The organism is Escherichia sp. 20412-1, from assembly GCF_003027595.1.
In the GTDB taxonomy this organism is placed as follows: Bacteria; Pseudomonadota; Gammaproteobacteria; order Enterobacterales; family Enterobacteriaceae; genus Escherichia; species Escherichia marmotae.
Genome location: NZ_PYQM01000022.1, coordinates 1 through 19,167, shown reverse-complemented (window position 1 = coordinate 19,167; position 19,167 = coordinate 1). Strand labels below are relative to the sequence as shown.

Sequence of the window (19,167 nt, the reverse complement as noted above, 5' to 3'; positions counted from 1 at the left end):
AATCCGCATAATCCCAGCGTTGACACACTCCGCTACACCTTTTATTTATAAATACGGTCTGCGCCTGCACCGGTTTCTGTTTTGCCTTTGTGCCATGGTCGCTTCTTTCATTCCCTGACACGAGGTTGTTATGCCCGATATTGTTGTCTCCAAATTTGGTGGTACTAGCGTGGCTGATTTCGACGCCATGAACCGCAGCGCTGACATTGTGCTTTCTGATGTGAATGTGCGTTTAGTTGTGCTTTCCGCTTCCGCAGGGATCACCAATCTGCTGGTAGCACTAGCCGAAGGTCTGGAACCGGCTGAGCGTTTCGAAAAACTCGATGCCATTCGCAATATTCAGTTCGCTATTCTGGAACGCCTGCGTTACCCGAACGTCGTCCGTGAAGAGATTGAACGTCTACTGGAGAACATTACCATTCTGGCCGAAGCAGCGGCACTGGCAACCTCTCCGGCGTTAACAGATGAACTGGTCAGCCACGGCGAGCTGATGTCTACTCTGCTGTTTGTTGAGATCCTGCGCGAACGCAATGTTCAGGCACAATGGTTTGATGTGCGTAAAGTGATGCGTACCAATGACCGATTTGGCCGTGCGGAGCCGGATGTTACTGCACTGGCGGAACTGGCTGCGTTGCAGTTGGCCCCACGACTCAGTGAAAGTTTAATCATCACTCAGGGATTTATTGGCAGAGAAAGTAAAGGCCGTACCACAACACTTGGTCGTGGCGGCAGCGATTATACGGCAGCCTTGCTGGCGGAAGCTTTACACGCATCTCGTGTGGATATCTGGACTGACGTCCCCGGCATCTACACCACCGATCCGCGCGTGGTGCCCGCAGCAAAACGCATAGATGAAATTGCTTTTGAAGAGGCCGCTGAAATGGCGACCTTTGGCGCGAAAGTGCTGCATCCGGCAACGTTGTTGCCTGCAGTACGCAGCGATATTCCGGTATTTGTCGGCTCCAGCAAAGATCCGCGCGCTGGCGGTACGCTGGTGTGTAATACCACCGAAAATCCACCGCTATTTCGCGCCCTGGCCCTGCGCCGTAAACAAACGCTATTAACCCTACATAGCCTGAATATGCTGCATTCCCGCGGCTTCCTCGCGGAGGTTTTCGGCATCCTCGCGCGACATAATATTTCGGTGGATTTAATTACGACGTCAGAAGTAAGCGTGGCGTTAACTCTCGACACTACCGGATCAACATCTACCGGCGATACGTTGCTGACGCAATCCTTACTGATGGAGCTTTCGGCACTGTGCCGGGTAGAAGTGGAAGAAGGTCTGGCGCTGGTGGCACTGATTGGTAACGACCTGTCAAAAGCCTGCGGCGTCGGCAAAGAGGTCTTTGGCGTACTGGAACCGTTCAACATCCGCATGATTTGCTACGGCGCTTCCAGCCATAACCTGTGCTTCCTGGTGCCAGGCGCAGACGCCGATCAGGTGGTGCAGAAACTGCATAGTAATTTGTTTGAGTAAAAACAGTATGGCCCGGATGATATGCCCCGGGCCGTATTTATTTCCCCATCACTGTCGTCATCAACAGACGATCCAACTCCCTGACATCGCCTTCCCTGCTGTCCGGTAACACTGGTGGAATTTCCCCGCGCGCCAGTTCCGCACGAATAAACGCATGTAGCAATGGACGGCGCGGTCCATATTCCGCTTCTCCCGCGCGCTGTTTACGTTCCAGCAATTCATCTATTTCTGCACGTAAGGCCGCATCCAACTCACTTCCCGCCAGTAACTCAGCAAAGCGCATTGGCGGTACGCCTTTACCCGCTTCGACCCAGCGCACGGCCAGCAGCGGGCGCAGCACGTAAAAATATTTTTTCAGCCGAACTTCGTCGCCCTGCAAATAGCCTCGGAAGTTTTTCTGCGCCATCGAATAGTAATGCCAGCGTGCACGTAGCGGAGAAAACCACTTCGGCACCATCGCCTTAAGCGCCGTTATCGTTTCTTCATCCTGCTGATAGACCACCGGCGAATTCAGCCATTCAATCAGCGTCGGGTTCGCGCCTTTCAATAATCCCAGCGCCTTGCGCCACTCCCAACCTGAAACATCCAGCTCGTCGTCGATGGGCAGTTCGATAACATCGCGTGGTGACTCTACCCGCAGATACCATTCCAGCGGGTGAACATACAAAAAACGCACATCGTAATCGCTGTCTGGCGAGGCAAATCCCCAGCAGCGACTCCCCGATTCGCAGGCGTACAGCACTTTCACGCCATACCGCCATTCAATTTCCTTTAACTGCTGCGATACCCGTTCACGCATCGCAGCACTGACTCCATTTAATGGCATTTGACTCATCCTTTGATATTAACTAACCCGCGCCAGACCACTGAAAACAGAAATGTTATCAATGCGATAGCGTTATTGCGAGAAACGAGCCAGAAATGGACTCTAAGATTTAACACCTTGAATAATAAAAGATTAATTAAATTTGAACAGTTACCAGTGAATTATTTCCGTTAAATTTTTATATGTATTTATCGCTAATTAGCTAAAAACATAAAAATAAAAGAGAACGCAAATGAATCTTATCGGTTCTGCTCGCAAATGAATTCCCGTACACTGAGCTATCCGATTAACAGAGGGCACCATCATGGCACTCCCCCGCATTACTCAAAAAGAGATGACTGAGCGTGAACAGCGCGAACTGAAGACGCTGCTGGATCGAGCGCGTATTGCACATGGCCGCGTGCTGACCAACGCCGAAACCAACAGCATTAAGAAAGAGTACATCGATAAATTAATGGTTGAGCGTGAGGCTGAAGCGAAAAAAGCCCGCCAGTTGAAGAAAAAGCAGGCTTATAAACCGGATCCTGAAGCGTCATTCAGTTGGTCGGCAAATACGTCGACGCGTGGCAAACGCTGATTAACGACCTTTTTTCTTCCGCCCCGGCGAGGCGAAACGCTTGCCGTTTGATGCCGGGCGGCCACCTTTTTCCGCTGTTTTCTCCACCTTCACCACCGGGCGTTTGATGCCTGCCGTTTTCGGTTTGGCCTTCGCTTTGGGCTTCGCCTCGGAAGAGGAATTTTCAATGAGTTTAAAGAGATCGATAAGCTCATCGTCGGTTAAATCACGCCATTCACCCAGCGGAATGCCGCTTAAGCTGACGTTCATAATGCGCGTACGTTCCAGCTTTTTCACTTCGTAGCCAAAATGTTCACACATACGACGGATCTGACGGTTCAACCCTTGCACCAGGGTAATACGAAAGACAAACGGTGCTTCTTTTTTAACTTTGCACTTTTTGGTCACTGTCCCGAGGATTGGCACCCCCGCACTCATGCTGCGAATAAACTCCTCGGTAATCGGTTTATCGACCGTCACCAGATATTCTTTTTCATGGTCGTTGCCAGCACGAAGGATCTTATTGACCAGATCGCCGTGATTAGTGAGGAAAATCAGCCCCTGGGAGTCTTTATCCAGGCGACCAATCGGGAACACGCGCTTGCTGTGATTGACGAAATCGACGATGTTATCGCGCTCGCCATCTTCCGTAGTGCTGACAATGCCCACGGGCTTATTCAGGGCGATAAGCACTAAATCTTCGGCTTCCCGCGGCTCGATCAACTGACCGTTTACTTTTACAACGTCACCGGGCTTTACCTGATCGCCAATAGTGGCACGCTTGCCATTAAGGAACACATTGCCTTGCTCGATATAGCGATCCGCTTCGCGGCGTGAGCAAATTCCGCTTTCGCTGATGTATTTATTTAAACGGACTGATGAGTCGGGCAGCATAAATTCTCCTCTGAAACGCGGAATATACCTTACCTCTTAGCGAGGAAAAACAGGATTTATGCGGAATACGATAAGTTACGTACCAGCATTAATAGCCGTTTAATAGAAAATCGATAGCATCACGCAGTTCGATTCGCTGTTGACTAAGATCAGCTATACGTTCTCCCAACTCTTTTAGCGGTATTCCTGTCATCACCATGTGGTCCAGGCCAGCAATTGAAACCACCGGACAAACTTTTACAGGTGGTTTACCGCCAGATAGCTGAGCAAGTCTGACCGCCGGACAACAATGGCATGCTTTAATACATCAGCGACAGGATTTACGTGCCTCTTCCAGAATCTCGGGGGGCAGCGAAACATTGACAGATTTTTTCACCTTCGACATTGTGCGCATAATTCCCTCCATCATGATGCGCATACTCTGTCTAAAAGTAGCGTAATTAGCGAGCATTTTTCCTCCAGTTTCCTTAGAAATTTGTCGGAAAATACCGCTGTTGCGAATACCTGTCACGCCTGAACATTCAAACTTGCGAGACGCTTTCCAGAAGCAATACGCGACATCGTGAGCCATGTCAGTAAGCGGTTAAATTCACAGTGGTAGCATGCCTTCCGTGATTTCTTACTAACCGGAGAAGTAATGGAACTGCTTTTATTGAGTAACTCGACGCTGCCGGGAAAAGCCTGGCTGGAACATGCGCTGCCGCTGATTGCTGAACAGTTGCAGGGGCGCCGTTCCGCGGTGTTTATTCCTTTCGCTGGCGTAACGCAAACCTGGGATGATTACACAGCCAAAACGGCTGCAGTTCTTGCCCCACTTGGCATTTCTGTCACCGGTATTCATAGCGTTGCCGATCCTGTTGCCGCGATTGAAAATGCGGAGATCGTGATTGTCGGCGGTGGCAACACTTTCCAGTTACTGAAAGAATGCCGTGTGCGCGGTCTGCTGGCACCGATTGTTGACGTAGTGAAACGCGGCGCGCTGTATATTGGCTGGAGCGCAGGCGCTAACCTCGCTTGCCCAACCATTCGCACGACCAACGATATGCCGATTGTCGATCCGCAGGGCTTCGATGCGCTGAATCTGTTCCCGCTGCAAATCAACCCGCACTTCACCAACGCGCTGCCGGAAGGTCACAAAGGTGAAACGCGCGAGCAGCGTATTCGCGAATTACTGGTGGTAGCGCCAGAACTGACGATTATTGGTCTGCCGGAAGGTAACTGGATCACCGTAAGTAAAGGTCACGCTACGCTTGGCGGCCCGAATACCACTTATGTGTTTAAGGCCGGTGAAGAAGCCGTGCCGCTGGAAGCGGGTCACCGTTTTTAAGTGAATTGCCGGATGCATGATCCGGCATCTTGTACATAGTGCCTGATGCGACGCTTAACGCGTCTTATCAGGCCTACAGGATTCACAATATTAATACTCGTCCCGTCCCTCATCTTCATCTGGCTGTTCCAGTACGCTGTAAGCCACCGAACAAAACAGCGAGTTCAGACGCTGCATATCTCCCAATAAACCTAAATGTAGCGAACTGGTTTCAATACTCTGCACGTTTTGCTGATGCAGGCGATCGACGTGGGCATGGGAATAGCGGCGATTAAGAATGCGAAAGCGATGCTTACTGCGACGTAAACGGCGAGCGCTGGTGACATCGCCAGAGAAGAACACCGACATTGCCAGTTTTAAATTGCTGAGCAATTGCTCATAGAGCGCATCCAGTTCCTTCAACCCATCAAGCGAAAACGCCCGCCGTGCTGCCAGTGATTTGTCGGCAATTTCGCTGCCCATGCGCTCGACAATATCGGAAGCCTGCTCAAGGTTGAGCGCCATTTCGATAATCTCCGCCCAGCGACGTGATTCTTCTTCCGCCAACTCTTCTTTTGGCATCCGCGCCAGATAAAGTTTAATCGCGGTGTAGAGGACGTTGATATCATCCGCCAGCTTGCGCAACTCCTTCTCTTCACGCGGTTCGCCGTGCATCACTTTATTCAGCCCTTCCATCATCTGTTCCATCGCGTCACCGATGCGCAGTGTTTCACGGGCGGCATTCGCCAGAGCAAGGGTCGGCGTATCCAGCGCGCTGACATCCAGATGTTTTGGTTTCAGATGGGCATCCAGTTCGGGTTCATCGCGAATAATGGTTTTGCAAAACCGTGCCATCGGGTCGACAAATGGCAGCATCGCCAGACAGCGCACAAGGTTATAGAAGACGTGGAAATAGATAACCAGTTCCGCTTTCGGCAAAGGCAGTTTATCCATTGATTCTGCCAGAACGTGGACAAACGGCAGGATAATCAGGCTCCCCACCAGCTTAAAAAGCAGGCTGCCCAACGCGACACGACGTGCGGCAGCATTAGCGGCGCTATTGTTGAGCATCGCCAGCAAGCCGGAACCAAGGTTAGCGCCAATAACCAGGCAGAGCGCCACCGGGAAAGAGATAATGCCCGCAGCAGTCAGAGTCGCAGTCAGCAGTACCGCGGCAAGGCTGGAGTAGCTGATAATGGCGAACATCGCGCCAATCAGCGCATCCAGCAGAATATCGCCGGTCAGCGAGGCAAAGATCACCTGAACACCGTTCGCCTGGGTGATCGGCGTTACGGCCTGCACAATCAACTCCAGTGCCAGCAAAATCAACCCAAGGCCAATACCGACGCGGCCCAGTTGCCCGGCGCGCGACTGCTTGCGTCCGAGGAAAAAAATTACGCCGATAAAAATAAGTAGCGGCGACAACCAGGATAAATCGAAGGTGAGAACCCGCGCCATCAGCGCCGTTCCGACGTCGGCCCCCAGCACAATCACCAGCGCAGGCGCGAGAGCAACCAGATCCTGGGCAACAAACGACGTCACCAGCATGGTGGTGGCATTACTGCTCTGCACCAGTGCCGTAACGCCAATCCCCGCACAGAAGGCGAGCGGCTTTTTTTCGACGCTCCGGCTAAGGACAGTACGCAGCCGTGCGCCAAAGACACGCATTACGCCTGTTCGAACAATATGCGTCCCCCAGACCAGCAGGGCGACGGCAGAAAGCAGGTGAAGCAGTGTTAACACGAGTTCAGGTTCTCCTTATCGTTATATGTGCCTGAAACAGTTCCGGAAGCGCTTTTCCGGTCTGATATAAGTCCAGTATATGTGTTTACTATCAATAAAGAGACAGGGCACTCCGTGAGTGCCCTGTTTGTTGTAAAGAAAAGTGACAGATTTGTGAATCAGTCGGCGTCATACCCCAGATTCGGCGCCAGCCAGCGTTCAACATCAGAAACGCTCATACCTTTACGGCGGGCATAGTCTTCAACCTGATCGCGCTGAATTTGTGCCACTGCGTAGTACTTGCTGTCCGGATGGCTGAAGTACCAACCCGAAACTGATGCGCCAGGCCACATAGCGAAAGATTCCGTGAGTTTCATGCCGGTGTGTTTTTCCACTTCCAGCAGCTCCCAGATGGTGGCTTTTTCCGTATGTTCCGGGCAGGCCGGATATCCTGGTGCCGGGCGGATGCCCTGATAGTTTTCGCGGATCAGGTCTTCGTTGCTGAGATTTTCATTCGGCGCGTAGCCCCAGTAGACTTTACGCACGCGCTCATGAAGATATTCTGCAAAGGCTTCGGCTAAACGGTCGGCAAGCGCTTTCACCATGATTTTATTGTAATCATCGTGCTGCGCTTCGAAGGCATCAGCCAGCGCGTCCTCTTCCAGCCCGCCAGTTACGGCAAATGCACCGATGTAATCCGCTTTGCCGGAGAGTTTCGGTGCCACAAAATCAGCGAGGCAGTAGTTAGCAAAGCCGGTTTTTTCCGTCTGTTGGCGCAGATGGTGGCTGATATTAATCACATGCGTGCGTGTTTCATCACGATAGATTTCAATGTCGTCACCCACCCGGTTTGCCGGGAACAGGCCAACCACGCCGCGCGGATTCAGCGATTTTTCAGCGCTTAATTTATCCAGCATGTCGTTAGCGTCTTTAAACAGGCGTTTTGCCTCTTCGCCCACCACTTCATCTTCCAGAATGCGCGGATACTTTCCGGCCAGCGACCAGGTCATAAAGAACGGCGTCCAGTCGATATAGTTACGCAGCGTTTCGATGCTGGCTTCGACTTCCTGCACGCCGAGACGGTGCGCTACAGGCGGCGTATAGGCCTGCCAGTCAAAAGCGAAATCGTTATCGCGCGCCACTTCCAGCGTGACCGGTGGCGTGCGCGGTTTCTTGCGCCCGTGCTGAATACGCACGGTTTCGTACTCTTTGCGGGTACGAGCGACAAAGTCGTCACGCTGAGTGTCGGAAAGCAGCGCCGCCACAACACCAACGGTGCGCGAGGCGTTTTGCACGTAAACCGTCGGGCCGCTGTAGTTTTGCTCGATTTTCACCGCTGTATGCGCTTTTGAGGTAGTCGCGCCGCCAATCAGTAGCGGAATGGTGAAGCCCTGACGCTCCATCTCTTTCGCCACGTTGACCATTTCGTCCAGCGACGGCGTGATCAGCCCCGAAAGACCAATCAAATCAGCATTCACCTCTTTGGCAGTGCGGAGGATTTTTTCCGCTGGCACCATCACGCCGAGATCGACAATTTCATAGTTGTTACATTGCAGCACCACACCAACAATATTTTTACCGATATCGTGCACGTCACCCTTCACGGTGGCGATCACCATCTTACCGTTGGTTTTACCCTGCTCTTTGCTGGCTTCAATATACGGTTCGAGATACGCCACCGCCTGCTTCATAACGCGTGCCGATTTCACCACCTGCGGCAAAAACATTTTCCCTTCACCAAACAGGTCACCGACGACGTTCATTCCGTCCATCAGCGGCCCTTCAATCACTTCAATCGGGCGAGCGGCTTGTTGACGAGCTTCTTCGGTGTCCTGTTCGATAAACTCAGTAATGCCTTTGACCAACGAGTACTCCAGGCGTTTCTTCACGTCCCACGAGCGCCACTCCGCCTGTTGGGCGTTGGCGGTGTCGTCGGTTTTACTGCCGCGATATTTTTCGGCAAGTTCCAGTAAACGCTCTGTACCATCGTCGCGACGGTTAAGGATCACATCTTCCACCGCGTCGCGCAGTTCCGCAGGCAGATCGTCGTAAATCGCCAGTTGTCCGGCGTTGACGATCCCCATATCCATACCGTTACGGATGGCGTAGTAGAGGAACACCGCGTGAATAGCTTCGCGCACCGGGTCGTTGCCACGGAACGAGAAGGAAACGTTGGAGACGCCACCGGAGATGAGTGCGTGCGGCAGTTCGCGTTTGATGTCTTCGCACGCGCCGATGAAATCCTGCGCGTAATTGTTATGCTCTTCAATCCCGGTGGCGACAGCGAAGATGTTCGGGTCGAAAATGATATCTTCCGGCGGGAAGCCGACTTCCTCGGTGAGGATTTTGTACGCCCGACGGCAAATCTCGATTTTCCGTGCGCGGGTATCGGCCTGGCCCTGTTCGTCAAAGGCCATTACCACCACCGCCGCACCGTAACGGCGTAATAATTTGGCATGATGGATAAAGGTTTCAACGCCCTCTTTCATCGAGATAGAGTTAACAATGCCTTTGCCCTGAATACACTTCAGTCCTTTTTCGATGACGTCCCATTTCGAAGAATCGATCATAATCGGCACGCGAGCGATATCCGGCTCGCCAGCAATCAGACTGAGGAAACGCACCATCGCCGCTTCGGCGTCGAGCATCCCTTCATCCATGTTGATATCGATAATCTGCGCGCCGTTTTCCACCTGCTGACGCGCCACGTCCAGCGCCTCGCTATATTTCTCTTCTTTGATCAGGCGTTTGAACTTAGCGGAACCGGTTACATTAGTTCGTTCACCAACGTTAACAAACAAACTATCGTCGCCAATGTTCAGCGGCTCCAGTCCGGACAAACGGCAGGCTACGGGGATATCAGGCAGCTTGCGCGGTGCTAATCCTTCAACTGCACGGCTCATCGCAGCAATATGTTGTGGCGTCGTGCCACAGCAGCCGCCGACAATATTCAGGAAACCCGATTCAGCCCATTCGCGAATCTGTTTCGCCATTGTGTCAGCATCGAGATCGTATTCACCAAAGGCGTTTGGCAGTCCGGCATTCGGGTGCGCGGTGACGTAGCATTCGGCAATACGCGAAAGTTCCTGCACGTACTGACGCAGTTCGTCTGGCCCCAGTGCGCAGTTGAGGCCAAAGGTCAGCGCTTCGGCATGCCGCAGGGAGTTGTAAAATGCCTCGGTTGTCTGACCGGAGAGCGTGCGCCCGGAGGCGTCGGTAATGGTGCCGGAAATCATAATCGGCAACTCAACACCCAGCGCTTCAAACTCGGTTTTCACCGCAAAGACCGCCGCTTTCGCGTTAAGAGTGTCGAAAACAGTTTCAATCAGAATCAGGTCTACACCGCCTTCCACCAGCGCTTTGGTGGATTCACGATAAGCCGCCACCAGTTGGTCAAAGGTGATATTGCGAAATGCCGGATCGTTTACATCCGGAGAAATAGATGCTGTGCGATTGGTTGGGCCGAGAACACCAGCAACGTAGCGTGGTTTCCCCGGCGTGCGGGCGGTCCACTCGTCAGCGCAGGCACGTGCCAGTTTCGCTGCTGCAAAGTTGATTTCTGCTGACAGGGATTCCATCTGGTAATCCGCCATCGCAATAGTCGTGGAGTTGAAGGTGTTGGTTTCGATGATATCCGCGCCCGCTTCAAAGTAAGCGTTGTGGATCGCGGCAATCACATCAGGTTTACTGAGTACCAGCAGGTCGTTGTTGCCTTTTAGATCGCACGGCCAGTCGGCAAAACGCTCACCGCGAAAATCGGCTTCGTTCAGACGATAATTCTGGATCATGGTGCCCATACCGCCGTCCAGCACCAGAATACGTTCATTTAACTGCGCACGCAGTTGTTCAACTTTGCTGCTCACACTTGCTCCCGACACGCTCAACCCAGATTTAATAAAAATTCAACAAACCATACTGGCACAAACGCATCAGTGGTAAAAGCGACCACTACGCAACATGAGATTTGTTCAACATTAACTCATCGGATCAGTACAGCAACTGTTGCATTAGTTAACAATAGAAATGAAAATGATTTCCACGATACAGAAAAAGGAGGCTGTCATGGTCGCACCCATTCCCGCAAAACGCGGTAGAAAACCTGCCGCAACCAGCGCCCCCGCGACTGGACAGGTTCAGTCTTTAACGCGTGGCCTGAAATTACTGGAGTGGATTGCCGAATCCAATGGCAGTGTGGCACTAACCGAACTGGCACAGCAAGCCGGATTACCCAATTCCACCACCCACCGTCTGCTAACCACTATGCAACAACAGGGCTTTGTGCGTCAGGTCGGTGAGCTGGGTCACTGGGCGATCGGCGCGCATGCATTTATGGTCGGTAGCAGTTTTCTCCAGAGCCGTAATTTGTTAGCTATTGTCCATCCTATACTGCGCGATCTGATGGAAGAATCTGGCGAAACGGTCAATATGGCGGTGCTCGATCAAAGCGATCACGAGGCGATTATTATCGATCAGGTGCAGTGTACGCATCTGATGCGAATGTCCGCCCCTATTGGCGGTAAATTGCCGATGCATGCTTCCGGTGCCGGTAAAGCCTTTTTGGCTCAACTGAGTGAAGAACAGGTGACAAAGCTGCTGCATCGCAAAGGGTTACATGCCTATACCCACGCGACGCTGGTTTCTCCTGTGCATTTAAAAGAAGACCTCGCGCAGACACGCAAACGCGGTTATTCATTTGATGATGAAGAACATGCGCTGGGACTGCGTTGCCTGGCTGCGTGTATTTTCGATGAACACCGCGAACCGTTTGCCGCAATTTCAATTTCCGGGCCGATTTCACGTATTACCGATGACCGCGTGACTGAGTTTGGCGCGATGGTAATTAAAGCGGCGAAGGAAGTAACGCTGGCGTATGGTGGAATGCGGTGACTTTTCGCCTCTGATTTATACAAACCGCACGCTAAACCGCTGTCTGCGCCGATATGCATAAACATCTTCCACATGTCCTTCGCGGATGCGGTTTTGTAGAGCGCGCCAGTAATCGGCGCGGAACAGGTCGGCGTGCATTTCCTCGAACAGTGGACCAATGCGTGGGTCGGCGCATAGCCAGTGGCGGAACTCTTCCGGGAAAACATCGCCCGGCGAGACGCTATACCACGGTTCGCTGGCGAGTTCGTCTTCCGGGTAGCGCGGCGGTGGGATGTCGCGGAAATTCACTTCCGTCATGTAGCAAATTTCATCGTAATCATAAAACACCACGCGCCCGTGTCGGGTGACGCCAAAGTTTTTAAACAGCATATCACCGGGGAAAATATTGGCGGCGGCAAGCTGGCGAATAGCGTTGCCGTACTCTTCTATAGCATCACGCAGTTGCTGACCCTCAACCTGTTCAAGCCAAATATTGAGAGGCACCATCCGCCGTTCGATATAGAGATGGCGAATCACAATTTGTTCGCCCAGATCGGTGATTTTTTCTGGCGCTTCCTGAAGCAGCAAATCCATTAATGACGGGGAAATATGTCGCTTCTCCAGTACAAAGTTTTCAAACTCCTGGGTATCCGCCATCCTTCCTACGCGATCGTGCTCTTTTACCAGTTGATAGCAGGCGCGGACGTGAGCCGCTGACATCTCTTTCTGCGGGGCGAATTTGTCTTTGATGACTTTGAATACCCGATCAAAGCCCGGCAGCGTGAACACCAGCATGACCATCCCACGAATGCCCGGCGCTTCAATAAACTGCTCATTACATCCTTGTAAATAAACGAGATATTCACGGTAACTTTCGGTTTTGGCATGCTTCTGGCAACCGATAGCCATATACAGTTCTGCGGTAGTTTTACCCGGCAGAATCTCCCGTAGCCACTCGACCAGTGCGGCAGGCAGCGGCGCGTAAACCATAAAATAGGATCGCGCGAAGCCAAAGACGATGCTCGCTTCGGCGGTCGTCGTCAGGCAGGTATCAATAAACAACTCGCCGTCGTCCGTCTGGTGGATCGGCAGCAAAAATGGCAACGTGCCGGAAGGCGTTATCAGTTTGCCCACCAGCCAGGCGGCTTTATTACGGTAAAACAGTTCGTTCGCCACCTGTAGATGACTTTCAGCGAGGTTATCTGTCCCCAGCGTTTCCGTCAGATGAAGAATGATATAGTTGATATCACGGCTTTTATTCTGCCAGCACAGGCGTAGCGGCAAGTCGCTAATAACGCGCATCAGCAGTGATTCCCAGCTGTGATCGGGGTAAAAGTCTTTGGCCAGCGGGCGCGGAATGGTACGAAAGCGGCGTTCCGGCTGGGAGCTAAAGATAAAAAGCCGCTCGGGAGTAAGCGAGCGGTGGTCAAATAACCGACAGTATACGGAGTTGAAAAAACTCTCCGCAATCTCGAAGCGCGGGTAGTCCGGCAATAGCCGGGTGTAATGCTCTTTGACGTGCAGTAAAAATGCCGCATTCGTGCTTTGGCCGTTGGTAATGCAGCGTAACTGCTCCACCACCAGACCCACGTGATGATCGTAAAGATGGATACGATTTTTCATCGCCTGCTGGACAGCGTGCCAGTCGGCCTGTTCGAAACGCTGCTGCGCCCCGGAAGTCACTTCGAGGAATCGACCATACTGGGCATCGAAACCCTGCAAAATTGTTTGTGCAATCAGTAATTCCAGGCCACGCGGCATTTGTTGCCCTCATCGGGAGCTGTGAATTGCCGGATAAGACGCACAAGCGTCACATCAGGCGTTGATTGCCGGATGCGGCGTAAACGCCTTATCCGGCCTACGCGTCTGCAACATTTGTAGGCCTGATAAGACGCGCAAGCGTCGCATCAGGCGCTCATTGCCGGATGTGGCGTGAACGCATTATCCGGTCTACGAGTCTGCAACATTTGTAGGCCTGATAAGACGCGCAAGCGTCGCATCAGGCGCTCATTGCCGGATGCGGCGTGAACGCATTATCCGGTCTACGCGCCTGCAACATTTGTAGGCCTGATAAGACGCGTCAGCGTCGCATCAGGCGCTCATTGCCGGATGCGGCGTAAACGCCTTATCCGGCCTACGCGTCTGCAACATTTGTAGACCTGATAAGACGCGCAAGCGTCGCATCAGGCGCTCATTGCCGGATGCGGCGTGAACGCATTATCCGGTCTACGCGCCTGCAACATTTGTAGGCCTGATAAGACGCGCAAGCGTCGCATCAGGCGCTCATTGCCGGATGCGGCGTAAACGCCTTATCCGGCCTACGCGTCTGCAACATTTGTAGACCTGATAAGACGCGCAAGCGTCGCATCAGGTGCTCATTGCCGGATGCGGCGTAAACGCATTATCCGGTCTACGCGTCTGCAACATTTGTAGGCCTGATAAGACGCGCAAGCGTCGCATCAGGCGCTCATTGCCGGGTGCGGCGTAAACGCATTATCCGGCCTACGCGTCTGCAACATTTGTAGGCCTGATAAGACGCGCAAGCGTCGCATCAGGCGCTCATTGCCGGATGCGGCGTAAACGCATTATCCGGCCTACGCGTCTGCAACATTTGTAGGCCTGATAAGACGCGTCAGCGTCGCATCAGGCGCTCATTGCCGGATGCGGCGTAAACGCATTATCCGGTCTACAGCCAACAACAATTGTCGGTTGCTTAGAACTGCGATTCTTCGGTAGAGCCGGTCAGTGCGGTAACCGACGATGTGCCACCCTGAATAATGGTCGTCACTTTATCGAAATAACCCGTACCCACTTCCTGCTGGTGAGAAACGAAGGTGTAGCCATCTTTCGCAGCAGCAAATTCCGGCTGCTGCACTTTCTCAACATAATGCTTCATCCCCTCGCCCTGCGCATAGGCGTTTGCCAGGTCGAACATGTTGAACCACATGCTGTGGATACCCGCCAGGGTGATAAACTGGAATTTGTAACCCATATCCGACAATTGCTGCTGGAAGCTGGCAATAGTTTTGTCGTCGAGATTTTTCTGCCAGTTGAACGACGGCGAGCAGTTGTAGGCTAACAGCTTGCCTGGATATTTCGCATGAATAGCGTCGGCAAAACGGCGCGCCAGTTCCAGATCTGGCGTAGAGGTTTCACACCAAACCAGGTCAGCATATGGCGCATAAGCCAGGCCACGGCTGATAGCTTGTTCAATGCCCGCATGGGTACGGAAGAAACCTTCATTAGTGCGTTCACCAGTGATGAATTCGCTGTCGTACGGATCGCAATCGGAGGTGATCAGATCCGCCGCATCGGCATCGGTACGAGCAACCAACAGGGTCGGAACTCCTGTAACATCCGCAGCCAGACGCGCCGCGACCAGTTTCTGGATCGCTTCCTGGGTTGGCACCAGCACTTTACCGCCCATGTGACCGCATTTTTTCACTGACGCCAACTGATCTTCGAAGTGAACTGCCGCTGCACCGGCTTCAATCATCGCTTTCATCAGCTCAAAAGCATTCAGGACACCACCAAAACCGGCTTCAGCATCGGCAACGATCGGCAGGAAATAATCAACATAACGCGGATCGCCCGGCTCAATACCTGCGGACCACTGGATCTGATCAGCTCGACGGAAGGTGTTATTGATCCGCTCCACTACCGCTGGCACTGAATTTGCCGGATAAAGTGACTGGTCCGGATACATGCTGGCCGCCAGGTTAGCATCCGCCGCTACCTGCCAGCCAGACAGGTAAACCGCTTCAATACCCGCTTTCGCCTGTTGCAGCGCCTGACCGCCAGTCAGTGCGCCGAGGCTGTTGATATAGCCTTTTTTCGATTCACCGTGCAGCAGTCGCCACATTTTTGCCGCGCCCAGTTGTGCCAGCGTGCATTCCGGATTGACCGAGCCGCGTAATTTCACCACGTCCTCCGCGCTGTATGGGCGGGTAATACCTTCCCAGCGCGGTTGAGTCCACTCTTTCTGTAATTCTTCAATTTGTTGTGTACGGGTTTTCATGTGCAGATGCTCCATAGTTATGTGGTGGTTTACGCTAACAGGCGGTAGCCTGGCAGGGTCAGGAAATCAATTAACTCATCGGAAGTGGTGATCTGTTCCATCAGGCGAGCAGCATCATCGAAGCGCCCACTATTGAAACGTTGTTCGCCCAATTCATGGGCAATCTCTTTCATCTCTTCAGCCAACATCTGGCGGAACAGTGCTTTGGTCACCGGTTTGCCATTGCTCAACGTTTTTTGATGGTGGATCCATTGCCAGATAGAGGTGCGGGAAATCTCTGCCGTTGCTGCGTCTTCCATCAGACCATAAATCGGCACACAGCCGTTGCCGGAGATCCATGCTTCGATGTACTGCACGGCCACACGAATATTGGCGCGCATGCCTTCTTCGGTACGCTCACCGTCACAAGGAGCCAGCAGTTGTTCGGCAGTAACCGGTGCATCTTGCTCGCGCAGGACTTCTAACTGGTTTTTACGAGAGCCGAGGATGTCGTTAAATACCGCCATTGCGGTATCAGCAAGGCCTGGATGGGCGATCCACGTACCATCGTGACCGTTGTTGGCTTCTAGTGCTTTATCCGCTTTTACCTTGTTGAGCACCTGATTATTGCGCTCTTCATCTTTACTCGGGATAAAGGCCGCCATGCCGCCCATCGCGAATGCACCGCGTTTATGGCAGGTTTTAATCAGCAGACGTGAATAGGCACTGAGGAACGGTTTATCCATTGTCACTGCCTGGCGGTCTGGCAGGACGCGATCGGGATAGTTTTTTAATGTTTTGATATAGCTAAAGATGTAATCCCAGCGACCGCAGTTCAGACCGACAATATGGTCGCGCAGTGCGTGAAGGATTTCATCCATCTGGAATACAGCAGGCAAGGTTTCAATGAGTAACGTTGCCTTGATGGTGCCGCGCGGCAGGTTAAAGCGACCTTCTGCGTAAGTGAAGACTTCGCTCCACCATGCAGCTTCCTGCCAGGACTGAGTTTTTGGCAGATAAAAATAAGGACCACTGCCCTTTGCCAGCAGCGCCTGGTAGTTGTGGAAGAAGTAGAGAGCAAAATCAAGCAGGCTGCCAGGGATTGCTTCACCACGCCAGGTAACATGTTTTTCCGGCAAGTGCAGGCCGCGTACCCGACAAATCAAAACCGCCGGATTGGGCTTGAGTTGATAAATTTTACCTGCTTCGTTGGTGTAACTGATGGTGCCGTTAACCGCATCGCGCAGGTTAATTTGCCCGTCGATCACTTTGTTCCAGTCCGGGGCCAGTGAATCCTCGAAGTCAGCCATGAAGACTTTCACATTAGCGTTTAGCGCGTTAATCACCATCTTGCGCTCAACGGGTCCGGTTATCTCTACCCGGCGATCTTGTAAGTCCACAGGAATTCCGCGAATCTTCCAATTACTTTCTCGAATGGAAGTTGTTTCCGAAATAAAATCAGGTAACGTCCCGTTATCGATATCCTGCTGTTGCTGAATGCGCGCTGCCAGAAGTTTATTGCGTTGTGGCGTAAAATGCGTCACCAGCTCAGTCAGAAATTCTACCGCTTCGGCGGTGAGAACTTGCTTCTCCTGCTCGCCATACGGCCTTATGAAAGCCAGTTCATCGGTTGTTGTTGCCTGTTGAGTCATCGTGCAGCTCCTCGTCATGGATCCGAATACTTCCCCACTGTGAACGAAGGATCGTTGTGCGCTTTTCGTTCAGCACAACTAAGACTACTCATTTAAAATGCAAAATCAAAAACAATTTCCATTTTTACTTTAATTATCAATTAACCTATTGATAACAATAATAATAAAATTAATTCACTTGATGAGTGACGTTTCAGAAATAAAAAAGGCACCCGAAGGTGCCTGATGTAATGTGCTGAATCGCTTAACGATCGATCGCCGCAGAAGATTAATCCAGCGTTGGATTCATGTGGCGTAGATCGTATGGCGTAATCTGGTAGACGTAATAGTTGAGCCAGTTGGTAAACAGCAAATTACCGTGACTACGCCAGCTCGCACACGGTTTGTTTTGCGGATCGTTATGCGGGAAATAGTTATACGGTACATCCGGAGTTAGTCCGGCTTCTACATCGCGGAAATATTCCTGCGCCAGTGTTTGCGCATCGTATTCGGGATGGCCCGTCACAAAGGCAATGCGCTTGTCTTTGCTGGCAAACAAATACGCATCCCCTTCTTCTGTCTCTGCCAGAATCTCCAGATCGGTGTAATCACGAATCAACGCTGCAGGAAAGTCTGCATATCGCGAATGCGGTGCCAGAAATGAATCATCAAATCCACGCGTCAGAAGCGCATGAGGATGGAGAATGTGGTGCTCGTATACACCCGAAAGTTTGTCGGTGCGGGTTTGCTTGGGTATACCGTAGAGAATATTAAGCGCGGCCTGAACCGCCCAACAGACAAATAATGTCGAGGTGACGTGATCTCTCGACCACTCCAATACCTGTTTGATCTGCGGCCAGTAAGCGACGTCATTAAACTCCACCAGACCCAGCGGCGCGCCAGTTACAATCAGACCATCAAAGTTCTGTTCCTGTATATCTTCAAAGTTGCAGTAGAAGTTGTTCAGATGCTCTGCAGGCGTGTTGCGCGACTCGCGAGAATCGATGCGCAACAACTGAATATCGACCTGCAAAGGAGAGTTTGAAAGCAGGCGTAAAAACTGATTTTCAGTTTCGATCTTCTTCGGCATCAGGTTAAGGATAAGCACCTTTAGCGGACGAATTTCCTGACCAGACGCGCGCGAAGTTGTCATCACAAAGACGTTTTCTTCACGCAAGAAATTGACGGCGGGTAGCTCGTCCGGCACACGAATCGGCATAACCTGATTACCTCACTACATACGTTTAAACGTTTAGACATCCAGATAGCTGAAGATAACCAGAAAATTCGCCAATGTCGAGCCTGCATGTTCAAGGTGAGAAAGTTTCAAGAAAAAGGCTGAGTTAGAATATAAGCATGAATAAAAGGAGTGGAAATGGTTATTAGAATTCGCCTGAGGAAGGGGAAAAACTGGTTTCGATCTGGTGTCGTTCTGTCGATGCTACCCACCATTTTTTGTCTGCAGGCTATCGGGTCGAACTGGAAGAGCTGGTGAGTTCGTTTCTGCCAGAAGCACCGCTGTGGGTTGCGGTTAATGAGCGGGATCAACCGATTGGGTTTATGTTGCTAAGCGGGCAGCATATGGATGCGCTATTTGTCGATTCTGATGCGCGCGGGTATGGCGTAGGTCGACTACTGGTGGAACATGCGCTCTCGATGGCCACGGAACTGACAACCAACGTTAATGAGCAAAATGATCAAGCAGTAGGATTCTATAAGAAGATGGGATTTAACGTTACCGGGCGTTCGGAAGTCGACGAGCTGGGGAAACCGTATCCGCTACTGAATCTGGCGTATGTGGGGGAATAATGCGCTGCTGACCCCTACCGTAACCCTGCGCAGGACAGATAAGGCTCGCCAGCATCGCATCCGGCATTTTTTCCGCACCA

The 19,167-nt window shown here is 52.0% G+C and carries 14 protein-coding genes; 5 read left to right on the top strand and 9 right to left on the bottom strand.

Features of this window, described 5'->3' with window-relative positions:
* Positions 1–130 precede the first annotated feature (130 nt).
* The gene (gene lysC / locus C7B16_RS15270; RefSeq protein ID WP_001517553.1) at positions 131–1,480 is read left to right on the top strand and encodes a lysine-sensitive aspartokinase 3; all 1,350 of its coding nucleotides are present in this window, start codon (positions 131–133) and stop codon (positions 1,478–1,480) included.
* Positions 1,481–1,517: 37 nt separating this feature from the next.
* Here the strand turns inward: lysC and C7B16_RS15265 are convergent, their stop codons facing one another.
* Entirely contained in the window at positions 1,518–2,306 is a 789-nt protein-coding gene (locus C7B16_RS15265; RefSeq protein WP_107179874.1) for a nucleotidyltransferase domain-containing protein, read from the bottom strand.
* 304 nt (positions 2,307–2,610) lie between these two features.
* On the opposite strand from C7B16_RS15265, the gene C7B16_RS15260 reads away from it, so the two are divergent.
* Positions 2,611–2,883, top strand: coding sequence for a DUF3811 domain-containing protein (locus C7B16_RS15260; protein ID WP_001207629.1), 273 nt, complete (start codon positions 2,611–2,613; stop codon positions 2,881–2,883).
* On the opposite strand, the gene rluF is transcribed toward C7B16_RS15260, so the two are convergent.
* Positions 2,884–3,756 (bottom strand): 23S rRNA pseudouridine(2604) synthase RluF, encoded by an 873-nt coding sequence (gene rluF, locus C7B16_RS15255; RefSeq protein ID WP_001517551.1) that lies wholly within the window; start codon positions 3,754–3,756, stop codon positions 2,884–2,886.
* An 88-nt stretch (positions 3,757–3,844) separates the two neighbouring features.
* Positions 3,845–3,982: a CcdB family protein gene (locus tag C7B16_RS25325; protein WP_228929306.1), complete on the bottom strand. Its 138-nt coding sequence runs from the start codon at positions 3,980–3,982 to the stop codon at positions 3,845–3,847.
* Positions 3,983–4,393: 411 nt separating this feature from the next.
* Here C7B16_RS25325 and pepE point away from each other — a divergent pair, with 411 nt between their 5' ends.
* Positions 4,394–5,083, top strand: coding sequence for a dipeptidase PepE (gene pepE / locus C7B16_RS15240; RefSeq protein WP_000421749.1), 690 nt, complete (start codon positions 4,394–4,396; stop codon positions 5,081–5,083).
* Positions 5,084–5,173: 90 nt separating this feature from the next.
* Here the strand turns inward: pepE and C7B16_RS15235 are convergent, their stop codons facing one another.
* Positions 5,174–6,805: a Na/Pi cotransporter family protein gene (locus tag C7B16_RS15235; RefSeq protein ID WP_001517548.1), complete on the bottom strand. Its 1,632-nt coding sequence runs from the start codon at positions 6,803–6,805 to the stop codon at positions 5,174–5,176.
* 158 nt (positions 6,806–6,963) lie between these two features.
* A complete protein-coding gene (metH, locus tag C7B16_RS15230) occupies positions 6,964–10,647 on the bottom strand; it encodes a methionine synthase (protein WP_016249460.1) in 3,684 nt (1,227 codons plus the stop codon).
* A 199-nt stretch (positions 10,648–10,846) separates the two neighbouring features.
* On the opposite strand from metH, the gene iclR reads away from it, so the two are divergent.
* On the top strand, positions 10,847–11,671 hold the full coding sequence (gene iclR, locus C7B16_RS15225; RefSeq protein ID WP_000226393.1) for a glyoxylate bypass operon transcriptional repressor IclR: 825 nt from the start codon (positions 10,847–10,849) through the stop codon (positions 11,669–11,671).
* A 15-nt stretch (positions 11,672–11,686) separates the two neighbouring features.
* Here iclR and aceK read toward each other — a convergent pair whose 3' ends face one another.
* The 4 genes from aceK to metA form a co-directional block, all read right to left on the bottom strand.
* Positions 11,687–13,411, bottom strand: a complete 1,725-nt coding sequence (gene aceK, locus C7B16_RS15220; RefSeq protein WP_105270164.1) for a bifunctional isocitrate dehydrogenase kinase/phosphatase — start codon at positions 13,409–13,411, stop codon at positions 11,687–11,689.
* A gap of 952 nt (positions 13,412–14,363) precedes the next feature.
* Positions 14,364–15,668, bottom strand: coding sequence for an isocitrate lyase (gene aceA / locus C7B16_RS15215; protein ID WP_000857846.1), 1,305 nt, complete (start codon positions 15,666–15,668; stop codon positions 14,364–14,366).
* Positions 15,669–15,697: 29 nt separating this feature from the next.
* Positions 15,698–17,299 carry a malate synthase A gene (aceB, locus tag C7B16_RS15210; RefSeq protein ID WP_107179873.1) on the bottom strand — a complete coding sequence of 534 codons (1,602 nt, stop codon included), beginning with the start codon at positions 17,297–17,299 and terminating at the stop codon, positions 15,698–15,700.
* 268 nt (positions 17,300–17,567) lie between these two features.
* Positions 17,568–18,497: a homoserine O-acetyltransferase MetA gene (gene metA / locus C7B16_RS15205; RefSeq protein ID WP_001122799.1), complete on the bottom strand. Its 930-nt coding sequence runs from the start codon at positions 18,495–18,497 to the stop codon at positions 17,568–17,570.
* A 191-nt stretch (positions 18,498–18,688) separates the two neighbouring features.
* Between metA and C7B16_RS15200 the strand changes: the two genes are divergently transcribed.
* Positions 18,689–19,087 (top strand): acetyltransferase, encoded by a 399-nt coding sequence (locus C7B16_RS15200; RefSeq protein ID WP_107179872.1) that lies wholly within the window; start codon positions 18,689–18,691, stop codon positions 19,085–19,087.
* The last annotated feature ends 80 nt before the right edge of the window (positions 19,088–19,167 follow it).

Coding starts and splice junctions, on each gene's coding strand:
- lysC (WP_001517553.1), top strand. CDS start 131: ATGCCCGATATTGTTGTCTCCAAATTTGGTGGTACTAGCGTGGCTGAT.
- C7B16_RS15265 (WP_107179874.1), bottom strand. CDS start 2,306: ATGCCATTAAATGGAGTCAGTGCTGCGATGCGTGAACGGGTATCGCAG.
- C7B16_RS15260 (WP_001207629.1), top strand. CDS start 2,611: ATGGCACTCCCCCGCATTACTCAAAAAGAGATGACTGAGCGTGAACAG.
- rluF (WP_001517551.1), bottom strand. CDS start 3,756: ATGCTGCCCGACTCATCAGTCCGTTTAAATAAATACATCAGCGAAAGC.
- pepE (WP_000421749.1), top strand. CDS start 4,394: ATGGAACTGCTTTTATTGAGTAACTCGACGCTGCCGGGAAAAGCCTGG.
- iclR (WP_000226393.1), top strand. CDS start 10,847: ATGGTCGCACCCATTCCCGCAAAACGCGGTAGAAAACCTGCCGCAACC.
- aceK (WP_105270164.1), bottom strand. CDS start 13,411: ATGCCGCGTGGCCTGGAATTACTGATTGCACAAACAATTTTGCAGGGT.
- aceA (WP_000857846.1), bottom strand. CDS start 15,668: ATGAAAACCCGTACACAACAAATTGAAGAATTACAGAAAGAGTGGACT.
- aceB (WP_107179873.1), bottom strand. CDS start 17,299: ATGACTCAACAGGCAACAACAACCGATGAACTGGCTTTCATAAGGCCG.
- metA (WP_001122799.1), bottom strand. CDS start 18,497: ATGCCGATTCGTGTGCCGGACGAGCTACCCGCCGTCAATTTCTTGCGT.